Origin of the sequence: Microbulbifer sp. ALW1, assembly GCF_009903625.1 — a bacterium.
In the GTDB taxonomy this organism is placed as follows: Bacteria; Pseudomonadota; Gammaproteobacteria; order Pseudomonadales; family Cellvibrionaceae; genus Microbulbifer.
The window spans coordinates 4325180-4340267 of the sequence record NZ_CP047569.1; the positions used below are offsets into that span (position 1 = coordinate 4325180).

At 55.3% G+C, this 15088-nt stretch carries 28 protein-coding genes; 1 reads left to right on the top strand and 27 read right to left on the bottom strand.

Annotation, left to right across the window (positions count from 1 at the left end; translation table 11 throughout):
* Positions 1–31: 31 nt before the first annotated feature.
* From rpsD to rpsJ, 26 genes are all read right to left on the bottom strand, one after another.
* Positions 32–652 (bottom strand): 30S ribosomal protein S4, encoded by a 621-nt coding sequence (gene rpsD, locus GRX76_RS17880; RefSeq protein WP_160154536.1) that lies wholly within the window; start codon positions 650–652, stop codon positions 32–34.
* Positions 653–667: 15 nt separating this feature from the next.
* Positions 668–1057, bottom strand: coding sequence for a 30S ribosomal protein S11 (gene rpsK, locus GRX76_RS17885; RefSeq protein ID WP_020411406.1), 390 nt, complete (start codon positions 1055–1057; stop codon positions 668–670).
* A gap of 64 nt (positions 1058–1121) precedes the next feature.
* Positions 1122–1478: a 30S ribosomal protein S13 gene (rpsM, locus tag GRX76_RS17890; protein ID WP_160154537.1), complete on the bottom strand. Its 357-nt coding sequence runs from the start codon at positions 1476–1478 to the stop codon at positions 1122–1124.
* 386 nt (positions 1479–1864) lie between these two features.
* On the bottom strand, positions 1865–1981 hold the full coding sequence (gene rpmJ, locus GRX76_RS17895; protein ID WP_010133825.1) for a 50S ribosomal protein L36: 117 nt from the start codon (positions 1979–1981) through the stop codon (positions 1865–1867).
* A gap of 39 nt (positions 1982–2020) precedes the next feature.
* A complete protein-coding gene (gene secY, locus GRX76_RS17900; protein WP_160154538.1) occupies positions 2021–3367 on the bottom strand; it encodes a preprotein translocase subunit SecY in 1347 nt (448 codons plus the stop codon).
* Between the two features lie 12 nt (positions 3368–3379).
* The gene (gene rplO, locus GRX76_RS17905) at positions 3380–3814 is read right to left on the bottom strand and encodes a 50S ribosomal protein L15 (RefSeq protein ID WP_160154539.1); all 435 of its coding nucleotides are present in this window, start codon (positions 3812–3814) and stop codon (positions 3380–3382) included.
* Position 3815: 1 nt separating this feature from the next.
* Complete coding sequence (rpmD, locus tag GRX76_RS17910; RefSeq protein WP_010133829.1) at positions 3816–4001, bottom strand: 50S ribosomal protein L30; 186 nt, start codon at positions 3999–4001, stop codon at positions 3816–3818.
* 66 nt (positions 4002–4067) lie between these two features.
* Positions 4068–4577 (bottom strand): 30S ribosomal protein S5, encoded by a 510-nt coding sequence (gene rpsE / locus GRX76_RS17915; RefSeq protein ID WP_160154540.1) that lies wholly within the window; start codon positions 4575–4577, stop codon positions 4068–4070.
* A 10-nt stretch (positions 4578–4587) separates the two neighbouring features.
* Complete coding sequence (rplR, locus tag GRX76_RS17920; protein WP_160154541.1) at positions 4588–4938, bottom strand: 50S ribosomal protein L18; 351 nt, start codon at positions 4936–4938, stop codon at positions 4588–4590.
* A gap of 9 nt (positions 4939–4947) precedes the next feature.
* On the bottom strand, positions 4948–5481 hold the full coding sequence (gene rplF, locus GRX76_RS17925; protein ID WP_160154542.1) for a 50S ribosomal protein L6: 534 nt from the start codon (positions 5479–5481) through the stop codon (positions 4948–4950).
* A gap of 12 nt (positions 5482–5493) precedes the next feature.
* Positions 5494–5886, bottom strand: coding sequence for a 30S ribosomal protein S8 (gene rpsH / locus GRX76_RS17930; RefSeq protein WP_160154543.1), 393 nt, complete (start codon positions 5884–5886; stop codon positions 5494–5496).
* A gap of 24 nt (positions 5887–5910) precedes the next feature.
* Positions 5911–6216 carry a 30S ribosomal protein S14 gene (gene rpsN / locus GRX76_RS17935; protein ID WP_160154544.1) on the bottom strand — a complete coding sequence of 102 codons (306 nt, stop codon included), beginning with the start codon at positions 6214–6216 and terminating at the stop codon, positions 5911–5913.
* Positions 6217–6225: 9 nt separating this feature from the next.
* On the bottom strand, positions 6226–6765 hold the full coding sequence (gene rplE / locus GRX76_RS17940) for a 50S ribosomal protein L5 (protein ID WP_160154545.1): 540 nt from the start codon (positions 6763–6765) through the stop codon (positions 6226–6228).
* Positions 6766–6783: 18 nt separating this feature from the next.
* Positions 6784–7101, bottom strand: coding sequence for a 50S ribosomal protein L24 (gene rplX / locus GRX76_RS17945; protein WP_160154546.1), 318 nt, complete (start codon positions 7099–7101; stop codon positions 6784–6786).
* A 20-nt stretch (positions 7102–7121) separates the two neighbouring features.
* The gene (gene rplN / locus GRX76_RS17950; RefSeq protein WP_043320805.1) at positions 7122–7490 is read right to left on the bottom strand and encodes a 50S ribosomal protein L14; all 369 of its coding nucleotides are present in this window, start codon (positions 7488–7490) and stop codon (positions 7122–7124) included.
* A 49-nt stretch (positions 7491–7539) separates the two neighbouring features.
* The gene (rpsQ, locus tag GRX76_RS17955) at positions 7540–7803 is read right to left on the bottom strand and encodes a 30S ribosomal protein S17 (protein ID WP_160154547.1); all 264 of its coding nucleotides are present in this window, start codon (positions 7801–7803) and stop codon (positions 7540–7542) included.
* A 2-nt stretch (positions 7804–7805) separates the two neighbouring features.
* Positions 7806–7997 carry a 50S ribosomal protein L29 gene (gene rpmC / locus GRX76_RS17960; RefSeq protein WP_160154548.1) on the bottom strand — a complete coding sequence of 64 codons (192 nt, stop codon included), beginning with the start codon at positions 7995–7997 and terminating at the stop codon, positions 7806–7808.
* Positions 7997–8410, bottom strand: a complete 414-nt coding sequence (rplP, locus tag GRX76_RS17965) for a 50S ribosomal protein L16 (protein ID WP_010133841.1) — start codon at positions 8408–8410, stop codon at positions 7997–7999. The genes rpmC and rplP overlap by 1 nt, the downstream gene beginning before the upstream one ends.
* Before the next feature lie 11 nt (positions 8411–8421).
* A complete protein-coding gene (rpsC, locus tag GRX76_RS17970) occupies positions 8422–9102 on the bottom strand; it encodes a 30S ribosomal protein S3 (protein WP_160154549.1) in 681 nt (226 codons plus the stop codon).
* 19 nt (positions 9103–9121) lie between these two features.
* Entirely contained in the window at positions 9122–9454 is a 333-nt protein-coding gene (gene rplV, locus GRX76_RS17975; RefSeq protein WP_043320801.1) for a 50S ribosomal protein L22, read from the bottom strand.
* A gap of 15 nt (positions 9455–9469) precedes the next feature.
* Positions 9470–9748: a 30S ribosomal protein S19 gene (gene rpsS, locus GRX76_RS17980; RefSeq protein ID WP_020411388.1), complete on the bottom strand. Its 279-nt coding sequence runs from the start codon at positions 9746–9748 to the stop codon at positions 9470–9472.
* Between the two features lie 39 nt (positions 9749–9787).
* Entirely contained in the window at positions 9788–10612 is an 825-nt protein-coding gene (gene rplB, locus GRX76_RS17985; protein ID WP_043320798.1) for a 50S ribosomal protein L2, read from the bottom strand.
* A 14-nt stretch (positions 10613–10626) separates the two neighbouring features.
* Entirely contained in the window at positions 10627–10923 is a 297-nt protein-coding gene (gene rplW, locus GRX76_RS17990; protein ID WP_160154550.1) for a 50S ribosomal protein L23, read from the bottom strand.
* Complete coding sequence (rplD, locus tag GRX76_RS17995) at positions 10920–11534, bottom strand: 50S ribosomal protein L4 (protein WP_066967204.1); 615 nt, start codon at positions 11532–11534, stop codon at positions 10920–10922. The genes rplW and rplD overlap by 4 nt, the downstream gene beginning before the upstream one ends.
* 18 nt (positions 11535–11552) lie before the next feature.
* Positions 11553–12188 carry a 50S ribosomal protein L3 gene (gene rplC, locus GRX76_RS18000; RefSeq protein WP_160154551.1) on the bottom strand — a complete coding sequence of 212 codons (636 nt, stop codon included), beginning with the start codon at positions 12186–12188 and terminating at the stop codon, positions 11553–11555.
* Positions 12189–12298: 110 nt separating this feature from the next.
* Positions 12299–12610, bottom strand: coding sequence for a 30S ribosomal protein S10 (rpsJ, locus tag GRX76_RS18005; RefSeq protein ID WP_066967210.1), 312 nt, complete (start codon positions 12608–12610; stop codon positions 12299–12301).
* Positions 12611–12818: 208 nt separating this feature from the next.
* Between rpsJ and GRX76_RS18010 the strand changes: the two genes are divergently transcribed.
* A complete protein-coding gene (locus GRX76_RS18010) occupies positions 12819–13295 on the top strand; it encodes an aminoacyl-tRNA deacylase (protein ID WP_160154552.1) in 477 nt (158 codons plus the stop codon).
* A gap of 92 nt (positions 13296–13387) precedes the next feature.
* Here GRX76_RS18010 and GRX76_RS18015 read toward each other — a convergent pair whose 3' ends face one another.
* The gene (locus GRX76_RS18015) at positions 13388–15073 is read right to left on the bottom strand and encodes a ShlB/FhaC/HecB family hemolysin secretion/activation protein (protein ID WP_160154553.1); all 1686 of its coding nucleotides are present in this window, start codon (positions 15071–15073) and stop codon (positions 13388–13390) included.
* Positions 15074–15088 lie beyond the last annotated feature (15 nt).

Genomic DNA, 15088 nt, shown 5'->3' on the forward strand with positions numbered 1-15088 from the left:
TACAGTTTTATTCCTTAAATGGAACAGAGCCTTACTTGGAGTAGAGTTCCACGATAAGGTTTTCATTGATCTCTGCCGGCAGATCCACGCGATCCGGAACACGCTTGAAGGTACCTTCGAGCTTGCTCGCATTCACGTCTACCCACTCAACGTCACCGCGCTGTGCAGCGAGGGAAACGGAGTTCTGGATACGCATCTGCTTTTTGGCTTTCTCGCGGATAGCGATGACGTCGCCTTCTTTCACCTGGAAAGAAGGGATATTCACAGCGCTACCGTTAACCAGAATCGCCTTGTGAGATACCAGCTGACGCGCTTCTGCACGAGTAGAGCCGAAGCCCATGCGGTAAACCACGTTGTCGAGACGCTTTTCCAGCAGTTGCAGCAGGTTTTCACCAGTTGCACCTTTCAGGCGCGCTGCTTCCTTATAGTAGTTACGGAACTGCTTTTCCAGCACGCCGTAGATACGACGTACTTTTTGTTTTTCACGCAGCTGAACGCCGTAGTCGGACAGGCGACCGCGACCGGCGCCATGAACGCCAGGCTTGGTTTCCGCGCGGCACTTTGACTCGTGCGGGCGAACGCCACTTTTCAGCTGAAGATCGGTACCTTCCCGACGGGAAAGCTTACATTTTGGTCCAATATAACGTGCCATTTCGTCAACCCCCTCTTACACGCGACGTTTCTTGGGCGGACGACAACCATTATGCGGGATCGGCGTCACGTCGGTGATGTTGGTGATCTTGTAGCCGCAGTTGTTCAGTGCGCGAACAGCAGATTCGCGACCGGGGCCAGGGCCCTTCACTTCGACATCAAGGTTTTTCAGGCCATATTCCTGAGCAGCAGTACCTGCGCGCTCAGCGGCAACCTGGGCTGCGAAAGGGGTACTCTTACGAGAACCGCGGAAACCGGAGCCACCAGCGGTAGCCCAGCTCAGAGTATTACCCTGGCGATCAGTGATCGTCACGATCGTGTTGTTGAACGATGCGTGGATGTGGGCAATACCGTCGACAACGGTCTTTTTGACCTTTTTGCGAACAGTAGTTTTTGGCTTAGCCATACCTGTATCCTAAATCCTGTAACCAAGCTCCTGTTAAGGGAGCGTGTAAAGACTTGCTCGACTCTTACTTGCGAATCGGCTTACGCGGACCCTTACGGGTACGGGCGTTAGTCTTGGTGCGCTGACCGCGAAGCGGCAGACTGCGACGATGGCGCAGACCGCGGAAGCAACCCAGGTCCATCAAACGCTTGATGTTCATGGATACTTCACGACGAAGATCACCTTCAACGGTGAACTTGGCGACTTCGCCACGCACCGATTCCAGTTGGTCTTCGGAAAGATCGCGGATCTTGGTGGATTCAGCGATACCAGTCGCTGCCAGAATAGACTTAGCCGTGGTGCGACCGATCCCGAAAATGTGGGTCAGGGAGATCACGGCGTGCTTGTGGTCTGGTACGTTTACACCAGCAATACGTGCCATAGAGGCATACTCCACGTATTGTGAACCGGCTCATCTTGGTAATAGGCGCGGCTCAATTCTCGATACGGCGCTGACAGCGATTAAAAAGCCATCGGCGCCACCAAAAAGGCGCGCAAGAATAGCTTTTCAAACACCAAATTGCAATAGCCCACCGTCCCAGGGCCTAAACCCGGGGATGGCAGACGACAGTCAACGCCCCCTTTTTGAAGCCAGGAGTTTAACTCCCGACCTCCACCGCCTACCTCATGGTTTGCGGTGCTGCCTTTTAACACGGGGCTGTGCCAAGAGGCAAATTCTTTAATGAACAATTGGTGCCAACCTCATCCCGGAGAGAGCACCTGACTCACCATCCATGGTAAGTCCCGGGAATCAGCAATGACTGCTGATTAGCCCTGCCGCTGCTTGTGACGCGGCTCGGCGCTGCAGATTACCCGCAGAACGCCTTTGCGACGTACGATTTTGCAGTTACGGCAGATCTTTTTAACAGAAGCGCGTACTTTCATGACCTTACCTCAATTCATTCCTGCTGCGGCGGCTACCGGTTAACGGCGGCCGTAGCCTTGCAGATTCGCCTTTTTCATCAACCCTTCGTACTGGTGGGACAGCAAATGCGACTGCACCTGCGCCATGAAGTCCATCACTACGACCACTACGATCAGCAGAGAAGTACCCCCCAAGTAAAAGGGAATGTTCAGCCCAACTACCAGGAACTGCGGCAGCAGGGATACCAATGCGATGTATACGGCACCCACCAGGGTCAGACGAGTCAGAACGCTGTCGATATAACGTGCGGTCTGTTCGCCGGGGCGAATACCGGGCACATAGGCACCGGATTTTTTCAGGTTGTCTGCAACTTCATTGGGGTTGAACATCAACGCCGTATAGAAGAAGCAGAAGAAGCCGATCAGCAGCGCGAACAGGATAATGTTCAGCGGCTGGCCCGGGCCCAACTGCAGTGCCATCCACTGCAGAATCTGCGCGCCGATGCCTTCACCACCCTGGCCGAACCACTGCGCTAGAGTCGCAGGGAACAGCAGGATACTGCTGGCGAAGATCACCGGGATAACACCGGCCATATTCACCTTCAGTGGCAAGTGGCTGGACTGCGCAGCCGGCGCCTGGGAGTAACGACCGGCCTGACGACGCGCGTGATTGATGGTGATGCGGCGTTGACCGCGCTCCATAACCACGACGAAGTACACGACAGCAATCGCTACAAAACCAATCGCAAGCAGCATCAGAATATGCAGCTCACCCTGGCGCGCCTGCTCAAAAGCCTGACCAATGGCACTGGGCAGTCCCGCAACAATACCGGCGAAGATCAGCATGGAAATACCATTGCCAACACCGCGCTCGGTAATCTGCTCGCCCAGCCACATCATGAACACAGCGCCGGTTACCAGTGACACTACGGCCACGAAGTAAAATCCGAACGCCGGCTCAGCGGAATAAGCCAGGTTTTGACCGGCCAGACCAAACGTCATCCCGATACCCTGGATGAGTGCAAGCACTACAGTCAGGTAACGGGTGTACTGATTGATCTTACGCCGTCCTGCATCACCTTCTTTCTTCAACGCCTCCAGAGAAGGCGTTACCGCGGTCATCAACTGCATGATGATGGACGCGGAGATGTAAGGCATGATGCCGAGGGCCAGAATACTCATCCGCTCCAGTGCGCCACCGGAGAACATGTTGAACAGGCCAAGGATGGTTCCCTGGTTCTGATTAAACAGGTTCGCCAGTTTTTCCGGATCAATACCGGGCACTGGAATGTGGGTCCCTATGCGATAAACAAGAATCGCGAGAAACAGAAAACGAAGGCGAGCCCAAAGCTCGCCTAATCCCTTGCCGTTACCCAGGGAGTTAACACCAGATCCTGGTCGTGCCATTGGGGCCTCGATTTAGTCTTCTACTTTTCCGCCAGCAGCTTCGATGGCTGCTTTAGCACCCTTGGTGACGCCCAGACCTTTCACGGTAACCGCTTTGGTCAGCTCACCAGACAGGAACACTTTGGCGCGTTTAATGTGGCCGCCGATGATATCGGCATTTTTCAGCGCTGCCAAATCAATAGTGTCACCTTCTACCTTCGCCAGCTCCGCCAGACGCACTTCCGCAACAAAGCGGCCAACGCGAGAGGTGAAACCGTACTTCGGCAGACGCTTCTGCAAAGGCATCTGACCGCCTTCGAAGCCCGGACGAACGCTACCACCGGAACGGGCCTTTTGACCCTTGTGACCACGGCCACCGGTTTTACCCAGACCGCTACCGATGCCGCGACCAACGCGCTTGGCGCTGTGCTTGTGACCCTCAGCGGGAGACAGTTCATTCAAACGCATGTTACGCCTCCTCTACTTTTACGAGGTAGTTCACTTTGTTGATCATGCCGCGCACAGAGGGAGTGTCTTCCACTTCCACAGTGTGACCAATGCGGCGCAGACCCAGACCAGCAACACATGCCTGATGATTTTTCAGACGACCGTTGATGCTTTTAACCTGGGTTACTTTGATGGTCTTTTTAGCCATGACTCATTCACTCAAAGCAAGTTCAGAACGGGCCGCAGCGGTATTACTGCCGCGGCCCAAACCGAATCAGTTCAGGATTTCTTCCACAGACTTGCCACGCTTCGCGGCAACGTCTTCAGGACTGCTCATCTGGTCCAGTGCACTGAAAGTAGCGCGAACGACGTTTACCGGATTGGTAGAGCCGTAGCACTTGGCCAGTACGTTATGAACGCCAGCCATTTCAAGCACGGAGCGCATGGCACCACCGGCGATAACACCGGTACCCTGGGAAGCGGGCTGCATGTAAACCTTGGAACCACCGTGGCGACCGTTGGTAGCGTACTGAATGGTGTCACCGTTCAGGTCTACCTGGATCATGTTGCGACGCGCAGCTTCCATTGCCTTTTGAATGGCAACAGGCACTTCGCGAGCCTTACCACGACCAAAGCCAACGCGGCCATTGCCATCGCCAACCACAGTCAGTGCGGTGAACGCAAAGATACGACCACCCTTTACAGTTTTGGCAACACGGTTGACCTGGACCAGCTTTTCCTGGAGGCCTTCGTCATTGCCTTTTTCGACTTTATCTCTAGCCATAACTCAACCCTTAGAATTTCAGACCGGCTTCACGGGCAGCGTCTGCCAGGGCCTTAACACGGCCGTGGTATTTGAAACCGCTACGATCGAAGGCTACCGTTTCAACGCCAGCGGCTTTCGCGCGCTCAGCGATCAGGGTACCAACGGCTGTCGCAGCGTCGACGTTACCGGTTTTGCTTTCACGCAGGTCCTTATCCAGAGTAGAGGCAGAAGCCAATACCTTGTCGCCATCGGCGGTCAGGATCTGTGCGTAAATGTGGCGAGGTGTGCGGTTCACTGTCAGGCGAACGGCGCCCAGCTCACGCATTTTGGCGCGGGCACGACGTGCACGACGCAAGCGAGATTGCTTTTTAACGTTCATATCTATGCCTTACTTCTTCTTAGCCTCTTTGCGATACACGCGTTCGTCGGCGTAGCGGACACCCTTACCTTTGTAGGGCTCCGGCGGACGGAATGCGCGGATCTCAGCGGCTACTTGACCTAACAGCTGCTTGTCGCTGCTCTTCAGTACGATTTCAGTCTGGCTCGGGGTTTCGGCGCTAACGCCTTCCGGCAGGTCGTAATCTACCGGGTGGGAGAAACCGAGAGTCAGGTTTACGGTCTTACCTGCTGCTTTCGCACGGTAACCAACACCGTTCAGCTGCAGTTTCTTTTCGAAACCCTGACTGACACCGACCACCATATTGTTAACCAGTGCACGGGTTGTACCCGCCAGTGCACGCGCCTGCTTGGAGCCATTGCGCGCGGCAAAGGTCAGCTGGCTCTCTTCCTGCTTCACTTCCACATCGGAGTGGATGTTGAAGCTCAGATTGCCGTTACCGCCTTTTACGGCGATATCCTGACCCTTCAGGTCAACAGAAACACCAGCGGGGATGCTTACTGGACTATTTGCTACTCGAGACATTTCAACCCCCGCTTAGAATACGGTGCAGAGCACTTCGCCACCGACACCAGCCTGACGAGCGGCACGGTCAGTCATCACACCCTGAGAGGTGGAGACGATCGCGACACCCAGGCCACCGCGTACGGTAGGCAGAGCTTTCTTACCAGCGTAAGAACGCAGACCCGGACGGGAAACCCGATCCAGCTCAGCGATTACTGGTTTGCCCTGAAAGTATTTCAGTTCAATAGTCAGCTCAGGCTTGCCACCTTCGCTAACGCTTACTTCAGTGATGTAACCTTCGCTCTTCAGAACTTCAGCTACCGCCACTTTCAATTTGGATGAAGGCATGGAAACGCTGCCCTTTCCGCGGCCCAGGGCGTTGCGGATGCGGGTCAGCATATCTGCCAACGGATCTTGCATACTCATTACTTAAGACTCCTCAAGCCAACCTTACCAGCTGGACTTAACCAGGCCGGGGACATCACCACGCATGGCTGCTTCACGCAGCTTGTTACGGCACAGGCCGAATTTGCGGTAGACAGCGTGGGGGCGACCAGTGATACGACAGCGACGTTGCTGACGTACCGGGCTTGCATCGCGCGGCAGTTTCTGCAGCTTGAGTTGAGCCTCCCACTGCTCCTCTTCGGAAGCAGTGGCACTGGCGATGATCGCCTTCAGCTCTTGACGCTTTTCAGCGTACTTAGCTGCGGTTCGAGCGCGCTTGTTCTCACGCGCAATCATGGATTTCTTCGCCATGGAATCCTCTTAACCCTTGAAAGGGAAGTTGAACGCTTTCAGCAGTGCACGACCTTGATCGTCGTTAGCTGCTGTAGTGGTAATACAAATATCCAGACCGCGGATTTTGTCTACTTTGTCGTAGTCAATCTCCGGGAAGATGATTTGTTCTGTAACACCCATCGAGAAGTTTCCACGACCGTCGAACTGCTTCGGGCTGATGCCACGGAAGTCGCGGATACGCGGAATCGCGATACCGATCAGACGCTCCAGGAACTCATACATGCGCTCGCCGCGCAGAGTTACCTTACAGCCGATCGGCCATTCTTCACGGATTTTGAAACCCGCGATGGACTTACGCGCCTTGGTCACGATGGGTTTTTGACCGGTGATTGCTGTCATATCAGTAACAGCGTGTTCCAGTACCTTCTTATCACCAACAGCTTCGCCGACACCCATGTTGACGGTGATCTTGGTGATGCGCGGCACGGACATCACATTCTCGAGGCCAAGCTCTTCTTTCAGCTTGGGCGCGAGTTCTTTGCTATAGAGCTCTTTAAGCCTTGCCATGATATCTACCTGACCTACTTATGCGTCAACGGCATCGCCGCTGGATTTGAAGACGCGAATCTTAGTGCCGTCTTCCAGTACTTTGAAGCCTACCCGGTCAGCTTTATTAGTTGACGGATTGAAAATGGCCACGTTGGAAGCCTGGATAGCGGCTTCCTTCTCAACGATGCCACCTGCAACGCCCAGCTGGGGGTTCGGTTTCTGGTGTTTTTTGATCATCTGAACACCGGCAACAATCAGGCGACCGTCGTTCAGCACCTTACGTACGGTGCCGCGCTTGCCCTTGTCGCGACCGGCGATAACGATCACTTCGTCGTCACGCTTGATCTTGCGCATAACTCTTCTCCGCTCGTGGCTTAGATTACTTCGGGAGCCAGTGAGATGATCTTCATGAACTTCTCACCACGCAGCTCGCGGGTAACCGGGCCAAAAATACGGGTGCCGACCGGAGCATGGTTCTGGTTCAGCAGCACCGCTGCGTTATCGTCAAATTTGATCAGGGAGCCATCCGGGCGGCGCACACCTTTCTTGGTGCGAACCACTACCGCATTCATTACCTGACCCTTCTTTACCTTACCGCGAGGAATTGCTTCCTTAACGGTCACCTTAATGATGTCGCCAACGCCAGCGTAGCGACGGTGGGAGCCGCCCAGCACCTTGATGCACATGACACGGCGAGCCCCACTGTTATCGGCTACTTCTAAGTAGGATTCTGCTTGAATCATTGTTCCTCTCCGAAAACCTGTTTAGGTCTTCACAGTCAATGGGCCAGGGTTAAACCTTCGCCGCACGCTCTACAATTTTCTGCAAGGACCAGGACTTGCTCTTGGACAGCGGACGAGATTCTTCGATGGTTACGACATCGCCGATGCCGCACTCATTGTTTTCGTCGTGTGCCTTGAGCTTGGTGGACTTGCTCACGATTTTGCCGTAGATCGGGTGCTTAACACGGCGCTCGATCAAAACGGTGATGGTTTTATCCATCTTGTCACTCACGACCTTGCCGGTCAGAGTCCGCTTCAGTTGTGCTTCAGCCATGATTAATTACCTGCCTTCTCGGTCAACACAGTCTTAATGCGAGCAATGTCGCGACGAGTCTGCTTCAGCAGATGAGTCTGGTTCAGCTGACCGGTGGACTTCTGCATGCGCAGCTTGAATTGTGCTTCAAGCTGGCTCAGCAGTTCCTGGTTCAGTTCTTCAACAGACTTTGAGCGTAGATCTGCAGTCTTCATTACATCACCGAACGCTTAACGAAAGTTGTCTTTACAGGCAGCTTGGCCGCGGCGAGCTCGAAAGCTTCACGGGCCAATTCTTCGGAAACACCCTCCATCTCGTAGAGGACCTTGCCTGGCTGAATCTGGGCAACCCAGTACTCAACGCCACCCTTACCTTTACCCATCCGAACCTCGAGAGGCTTGTTGGTGATGGGCTTGTCCGGAAACACACGAATCCAGATTTTACCGCCACGCTTAACGTGACGAGTCATTGCGCGACGAGCCGCTTCGATCTGGCGCGCAGTAATGCGTCCACGACCGATGGCCTTAAGGCCGAACTCGCCAAAGCTCACTTTAGAGCCGCGCTGGGAAAGACCGCGGTTGCGACCCTTCTGTACCTTGCGGAATTTTGTACGCTTCGGTTGTAGCATCTGCGCACCCCTTACTTAGCAGCTTTCTTGCGAGTCTTCGCTGGCTTCTCTTCGGGGATTTCGTCACCGATGACTTCGCCTTTGAAGATCCAAACTTTCACACCGATGATGCCGTAGGTAGTACTGGCTTCATAAGTGCCGTAGTCGATGTTGGCACGCAGAGTGTGCAGCGGCACACGGCCTTCACGGTACCATTCGGTACGGGCAATCTCGGCACCGCCAAGACGACCACTTACCTGAATCTTGATACCTTCAGCGCCCTGGCGCATAGCGTTCTGTACGGCGCGCTTCATAGCACGACGGAACATAACGCGACGCTCCAGCTGCTGGGCAACGTTCTGGGCAACCAGGGTTGCGTCCAGATCAGGCTTGCGCACTTCTTCGATGTCGATGTGCACGGGCACACCCATCTGCTTGCTCACCTCGTTGCGCAGACGCTCTACGTCTTCACCTTTCTTACCGATCACGATACCCGGACGCGCAGTGTGAATGGTCACACGAGCGGTATTGGCCGGACGTTCGATCTCGATGCGGCTCACGGAAGCGTGGGCCAGTTTTTTGCGAATGAATTCGCGAACTTTCAGATCCGTGTACAGCTTGTCTGCGTACTCGTCGCTGCCGGCATACCAAACAGAGGTATGCTTTTTAACGATACCCAGACGAATGCCGGTAGGATGTACTTTTTGTCCCATGGTTTTCTCGCCTGCTCTCTTATTTCTCGGCTACTTTCACAGTAATGTGACAAGTACGCTTAAGAATACGATCGGCACGACCCTTGGCACGCGGCTTAATGCGTTTCATGGTCATACCCTCATCCACGAAGATGGTGGAAACCTTCAGCTCGTCAACATCGGCACCTTCATTGTGCTCGGCGTTGGCGATTGCAGATTCCAGAACCTTCTTGACGATCGCAGCACCCTTCTTGTGGCTGAAAGCCAGGATGTCCAGGGCTTCCTCGACACCTTTGCCGCGAATCTGATCAGCTACCAGACGCGCTTTCTGTGCCGACAGACGAGCACCGCGTAATTTTGCTTGTACTTCCATCTTTAATACCTCGGCTTAGCGCTTCTTCGCTTTCTTGTCCGCGGCGTGGCCACGGTAAGTGCGGGTAGCAGCGAATTCACCCAGCTTGTGACCAACCATTTCTTCGTTGACCAGCACGGGTACGTGTTGACGACCGTTGTGAACAGCAATCGTCAGGCCCACCATTTCCGGCATAATCATGGAACGGCGAGACCAGGTTTTAATCGGCCGGCGATCATTGGCTTCGATCGCTGCCTCCACCTTTTTGATCAGATGCAGATCAATAAAGGGACCTTTCTTTAATGAGCGTGGCACTTTAGATTCCTCTTTAGATGCTCACACATCGCGCGCGGCTTACTTGCCGCGACGACGTACAATCATGTTGTCGGTGCGCTTGTTCTTACGCGTTTTCTTACCCTTGGTCGGAACACCCCAAGGCGTCACAGGGTGACGGCCACCGGAGGTACGACCTTCACCACCGCCGTGCGGGTGGTCTACCGGGTTCATCGCCACACCGCGAACGGTAGGACGAACACCGCGCCAGCGTTTGGCACCAGCTTTACCCAGCTTGCGCAGGCTGTGTTCGGAGTTGCTCACTTCACCCAGGGTGGCGCGGCACTCGGACAGAACTTTACGCATTTCGCCAGAGCGCAGACGGATAGTCGCGTACTGACCTTCACGGGCAACCAGCTGTACAGAAGCACCGGCAGAGCGGGCCAACTGAGCACCTTTACCAGGCTTCAGCTCGATACCATGAATCACGGAACCAACCGGGATGTTGCGCAGCGGCAGGGTGTTACCTACAGCGATAGGCGCAGCGTCGCCAGACTGGATCTTGGCACCAGCCTTCAGGCCTTTCGGTGCAATGATGTAACGACGCTCACCGTCGGCGTAGCACACCAGAGCGATGTGGGCACTGCGGTTAGGATCGTATTCCAGACGCTCAACAGTGGCTGGAATGCCATCTTTATTGCGCTTGAAATCCACTACGCGGTAGTGATGCTTGTGACCACCACCGATATGACGGGTGGTAATGCGACCGTTGTTGTTACGACCACCAGTCTTGGATTTCTTCTCAACCAGCGGCGCGTAAGGCGCACCCTTGTGCAGGTCGGAGTTAACAACCTTAACCAGGTGACGACGGCCGGCAGAGGTCGGTTTTGCTTTTACAATAGCCATTGCAACTTTCCCCTTTACTCAGCAGCTTCGAAGTTGATGTCGCTGCCTTCGGCCAGACGAACGTAGGCTTTTTTCCAATCGTTGCGTACGCCCATGCCGTAGCGGGTACGCTTGGTTTTGCCTTTAACGTTCACGGTGCGAACCTGCTCAACAGAAACGTTAAACAGTTTCTCAACCGCAGCCTTAACTTCGGCTTTGGTGGCATCGGTGGTTACTTTGAAAACTACCTGGTTGGCGGTGTCCGCCAGCACAGCTGCCTTCTCAGAAATTACCGGACCCAGCAATACTTTGTAGATACGCTCTTGGTTCATCCCAGCACCTCATCAATTTTCTTCAGTGCAGAAACGGTAACCACGACCTTGTCAAAGCGAATCAGGCTTACCGGATCGATTGCCTGTACGTCGCGAACATCGATCTTGTGCAGATTGCGCGCGGCCAGGTAGAGGTTTTCGTTAACCTCTTCGGTCACGATCAACGCTTCAGAAAGATCGTACTGTGCCAGCTTGGTTACCAGCTGCTTGGTCTTCGGCGCTTCCACGTCGAAGGACTCAACTACAACCAGACGCTCCTGACGAGCCAGCTCGGAGAGAATGCAGCGCAGTGCAGCGCGGTACATTTTCTTGTTCAGCTTAACGCTGTGATCACGCGGTTCAGCAGCGAAGGTTACGCCACCAGAACGCCACAGCGGGCTGCGGATAGTACCGGCACGTGCGCGGCCAGTACCTTTTTGGCGCCACGGCTTTTTGCCGCCGCCGGAAACCGCAGCGCGGTTTTTCTGAGCCTTGGTACCCTGACGAGCGCCAGCCATGTAGGCGACAACTGCCTGGTGCACCAGGTCCTGATTGAACTCACGACCGAAAGCCACTTCAGAAACTGCAACAGTGCCCTTAGCGCCTTCAGGAGTAGCGATATTCAGTTCCATATCTATTTCCCCTCAGACTTAGGCTTTAACTGCCGGACGAACGATTACGTTACCGCCGGGCGCGCCAGGAACGGCACCTTTTACCAGCAGCAGATTGCGTTCGGCGTCCACACGAACCACTTCCAGGTTTTGCGTGGTAACACGCTCGGCACCCATGTGACCGGCCATTTTCTTGCCTTTCCACACGCGGCCAGGAGTCTGGCACTGACCGATAGAACCGGGAGCGCGGTGAGACAGAGAGTTACCGTGAGTAGCGTCCTGGGTACGGAAATTCCAGCGCTTAACGCCGCCCTGGAAACCTTTACCTTTGGAAGTGCCGGTTACGTCGATCTTCTGACCGGCTTCAAAGCCAGCAACAGTGATTTCAGAACCGATTTCGAAGGACTCTTCAGAACCGTCAGTACGCAGTTCGAAAAGAGCAGAGCCAGCCTCAGTATTGGCTTTGGCGAAGTGGCCCGCTTGGGGCTTGGAGACACGGGAAGCCTTACGGGAACCCACAGTTACTTGAACCGCGGAATAGCCATCAGTTTCCAGAGTTTTCACCTGAGTGACGCGGTTTGGAGCTACCTCGATAACAGTTACCGGGATAGACGCGCCATCTTCAGTGAAGATGCGAGTCATGCCGCTTTTGCGGCCGACAATACCTATAGTCATCTTTTCAACCTCTCAGTGCACGGGGCTTTAACCCACTGCGGCCGCCCAATTTCAGAGCGTTACACTACCCGAACCTTTTTCGTTCGGGATTCGGTAGTTAATTTGAAGTGTCAGCCGAGACTAATCTGAACCTCTACACCGGCCGCCAGATCGAGCTTCATCAGCGCGTCAACGGTTTTTTCGGTGGGTTCTACGATGTCCAGCAAACGCTTGTGAGTACGAATTTCGTACTGGTCACGCGCATCTTTGTTGACGTGCGGAGAAATCAGTACGGTGTACTTCTCTTTGCGAGTCGGCAGCGGAATGGGACCGCGTACTTGAGCGCCAGTGCGCTTGGCCGTCTCTACGATCTCCTGGGTAGACGTATCAATCAGTTTGTGATCGAACGCCTTCAGGCGAATTCGAATGCGTTGACCCTGCATGGAATCAAACTCCAATCATTAAAGCTAAAGAACGTCCTTTTACACAGCCCCGAGGGCGGGCGAAAAGGAGCGCGAAGTCTACGGGCGAAGTTTTGATCTGTCAACCGCATTCTGGACCGCCAAATCAGGCTCAGGGCCTTCGGCATCGACGGGCGCGAAACTAGACTAAAGGAAAGCACATAGCATGCGTCATACAGGAGGGCCCGCTATGACCATGGCCTCCACAGTCAGTCAATACCTGAACGACCGCTCGGCCGCCTACCGGGTAATTCCGCACCCCCACAGTGCCACCAGCCGGGAAACGGCGCACAAGGCGGACGTCCGTGAGGATCGCGTTGCCAAGGCGATTTTGCTGCGTGATGAACAGGGTATGGTGATGGTGATCATTCCCGCAAGCGCCAGCCTCGATATGCGGGCGGTATACGACGAAACCGGGCGCAACCACCTGGAGATGGTGCCTGAAAGCGATTTCGGCAGCGTCTTCCTCGATTGTGAGGTGGGCGCACTACCGCCGCTGGGGCCAGCCTACGGCATACCCACTCTGGTCGACAGTAGCCTTGGCCGCAGCGATACGGTTTACCTGGAGTCCGGTGACCACGAGTCCCTGGTCGCCATGGACGGTCAGGAGTTCGATCGCCTGTTATCGAGCTGCAGACACTGTGACCTTAGCCGCGACTGGTATTGATTGATCAGTCAGTGTTTGGCCCCGGGCCACTTATGTGGAGCCCGGGGCTTCCTTGTATAAGGTGGAAAGATAAGGAAGAGCCTTTTCGCAGCTCAGTAACGGATATTCATCCGCGCGTAAAATACGTGCCCGTCCTGATTCGGTGTGGCCTCTTTTTTCGCTTCCGCCGCCGATAGCGTTACTCCCCAGTTACTACCGGCGACACTGAGCCCCAAGCCCGCGGCCGCCAGCGGCGTTTGTAACTTACCGCCGGCAGTATCGCCTGGATCCAGGGAAGAGGCTTCGCCATAGTCGTAGAACAGATAGGGTTCCACTGCAACGCCCCATGGGCGCCAAGCATCGTAGTGCACTTCCAGCTGGCCATACCATCCCCGGTCTCCACTGACCGCACTTGGCAGGTAGCCACGAATGCTCGTTGGGCCGCCAAGCGCAAATGACAGGGAGCCCGGCAGTTGCTGGCCGTCACTATATTGCCACTGCGACAGGAACAGGCCGTAGAGACCGCTATCCCGGTAGCGGAAATAGCCAGTCAGGCCACCATTAAACAGGGTTTCCCGGGTCGCCTGTCGAGCGGTGGCGACGTCGGACTTGTCGTCAAAATCGGTAAGGGACACCATCTGACGACCACTCAACTGCCACTGGCGCCCTACCCAGTTCAGACTCACGCCCAACTGTGCCTGGGTTATCGCATCGTCACTGAAAACAACACCGGCGATCTCGGTGGTCGACCGCGTGTAACCCGCTGCGCCCAGCGCACTGATCCACAACTGTTCGCCGGACCAGGCAAGCCAGGAGGACTCCAACCCCACCCTGTAGGAATCCCCGGCCACATTACTGGTGGCAAAGTCACCCTCGGTCAGGTCGGTACGGGTTAGCGAACCGCTGCCGCCGACTCGCCAGCGAGAGCCGCCGAGGGGACGGTTGTAACTGAGACTCAGGGACTGGGCGCCTTCGCTGCCGGAAAGATACGCGATTGAGCGGTCACCATCCGACAGCAGGTGCTGGTGCCGGTACATGAAGCCGAGCTCCTCGCGCCCCGAGCTTTCATAGCCGTAATTATCGGTAAAAGCCTGAAAGAATCCGCGTTCGGGCTCCTGGACTGTGACCACGATATCGGTCAAACCGAAGGACTCACCGCGACGTAATTCGGCGCGAATACGCTCGTCATTGACCCGATTGAACTCCAGGATGTCCGCCTGCAGGCGCGGCATATCGACGGTTTCCTGTCCCCGGTGGGCCTCCATCCAGCGGGCCAGGAAGGCTTCCGAGGTGTATTCGTTGCCTTCAAACCGGATAGCGCCGAGCCTCCCCTCAATCAGGCGAATGACCACCACACCTTCTTGTACTTCCTGCTGCGGCAGCACCGCCACTGCGGTATAGACGCCCTGCTCGCGGTAGCTGCGATTGACCGCCTCTACTATTTCCATCAACTGGCTATGCGCGACCTGCTGACCCAGGTAGGGCGTGACTATGTCCCGCAACTGCTGCTCGCTTAAAAGCTCCGACGGGCTGAAACGGACACTGCGCAGTTCAAATACCGGGCCTTCAAGATCGCGCGAGTCACCCAACACTTCGATCTCTTCTAACGTTGCCGGCATCGGCGGTGTCGGCCGCTCCAACAGCAGTTGTTCGCGACGGCGAATTTCTGTTGCCTGGGCACCAGCATCCGCCCCCGGAACAAGCGCCGGCACACCGCCATCTGTCTGCGCCCACACACCCGGCGCACCGAATATGCCCGCCAGCACGACCGTGAGCACTTTAGAATCAAACCTTGCCACGTTGTTTTACATCTC

Coding starts and splice junctions, on each gene's coding strand:
- rpsJ (WP_066967210.1), bottom strand. CDS start 12,610: ATGCAGGGTCAACGCATTCGAATTCGCCTGAAGGCGTTCGATCACAAA.
- rplC (WP_160154551.1), bottom strand. CDS start 12,188: ATGACTATAGGTATTGTCGGCCGCAAAAGCGGCATGACTCGCATCTTC.
- rpsH (WP_160154543.1), bottom strand. CDS start 5,886: ATGAGTATGCAAGATCCGTTGGCAGATATGCTGACCCGCATCCGCAAC.
- rpmJ (WP_010133825.1), bottom strand. CDS start 1,981: ATGAAAGTACGCGCTTCTGTTAAAAAGATCTGCCGTAACTGCAAAATC.
- rplF (WP_160154542.1), bottom strand. CDS start 5,481: ATGTCTCGAGTAGCAAATAGTCCAGTAAGCATCCCCGCTGGTGTTTCT.
- rplP (WP_010133841.1), bottom strand. CDS start 8,410: ATGCTACAACCGAAGCGTACAAAATTCCGCAAGGTACAGAAGGGTCGC.
- rplO (WP_160154539.1), bottom strand. CDS start 3,814: ATGCGTTTGAATGAACTGTCTCCCGCTGAGGGTCACAAGCACAGCGCC.
- rplB (WP_043320798.1), bottom strand. CDS start 10,612: ATGGCTATTGTAAAAGCAAAACCGACCTCTGCCGGCCGTCGTCACCTG.
- rplD (WP_066967204.1), bottom strand. CDS start 11,534: ATGGAACTGAATATCGCTACTCCTGAAGGCGCTAAGGGCACTGTTGCA.
- rplV (WP_043320801.1), bottom strand. CDS start 9,454: ATGGAAGTACAAGCAAAATTACGCGGTGCTCGTCTGTCGGCACAGAAA.
- rplW (WP_160154550.1), bottom strand. CDS start 10,923: ATGAACCAAGAGCGTATCTACAAAGTATTGCTGGGTCCGGTAATTTCT.
- rplR (WP_160154541.1), bottom strand. CDS start 4,938: ATGAACGTTAAAAAGCAATCTCGCTTGCGTCGTGCACGTCGTGCCCGC.
- rpsD (WP_160154536.1), bottom strand. CDS start 652: ATGGCACGTTATATTGGACCAAAATGTAAGCTTTCCCGTCGGGAAGGT.
- rplE (WP_160154545.1), bottom strand. CDS start 6,765: ATGGCAAGGCTTAAAGAGCTCTATAGCAAAGAACTCGCGCCCAAGCTG.
- rpmC (WP_160154548.1), bottom strand. CDS start 7,997: ATGAAGACTGCAGATCTACGCTCAAAGTCTGTTGAAGAACTGAACCAG.
- rpsM (WP_160154537.1), bottom strand. CDS start 1,478: ATGGCACGTATTGCTGGTGTAAACGTACCAGACCACAAGCACGCCGTG.
- rpsC (WP_160154549.1), bottom strand. CDS start 9,102: ATGGGACAAAAAGTACATCCTACCGGCATTCGTCTGGGTATCGTTAAA.
- rplX (WP_160154546.1), bottom strand. CDS start 7,101: ATGCGCAAGATCAAGCGTGACGACGAAGTGATCGTTATCGCCGGTCGC.
- rpmD (WP_010133829.1), bottom strand. CDS start 4,001: ATGGCTAAAAAGACCATCAAAGTAACCCAGGTTAAAAGCATCAACGGT.
- secY (WP_160154538.1), bottom strand. CDS start 3,367: ATGGCACGACCAGGATCTGGTGTTAACTCCCTGGGTAACGGCAAGGGA.
- GRX76_RS18010 (WP_160154552.1), top strand. CDS start 12,819: ATGACCATGGCCTCCACAGTCAGTCAATACCTGAACGACCGCTCGGCC.
- rpsQ (WP_160154547.1), bottom strand. CDS start 7,803: ATGGCTGAAGCACAACTGAAGCGGACTCTGACCGGCAAGGTCGTGAGT.
- rplN (WP_043320805.1), bottom strand. CDS start 7,490: ATGATTCAAGCAGAATCCTACTTAGAAGTAGCCGATAACAGTGGGGCT.
- rpsE (WP_160154540.1), bottom strand. CDS start 4,577: ATGGCTAGAGATAAAGTCGAAAAAGGCAATGACGAAGGCCTCCAGGAA.
- rpsK (WP_020411406.1), bottom strand. CDS start 1,057: ATGGCTAAGCCAAAAACTACTGTTCGCAAAAAGGTCAAAAAGACCGTT.
- rpsN (WP_160154544.1), bottom strand. CDS start 6,216: ATGGCGAAGAAATCCATGATTGCGCGTGAGAACAAGCGCGCTCGAACC.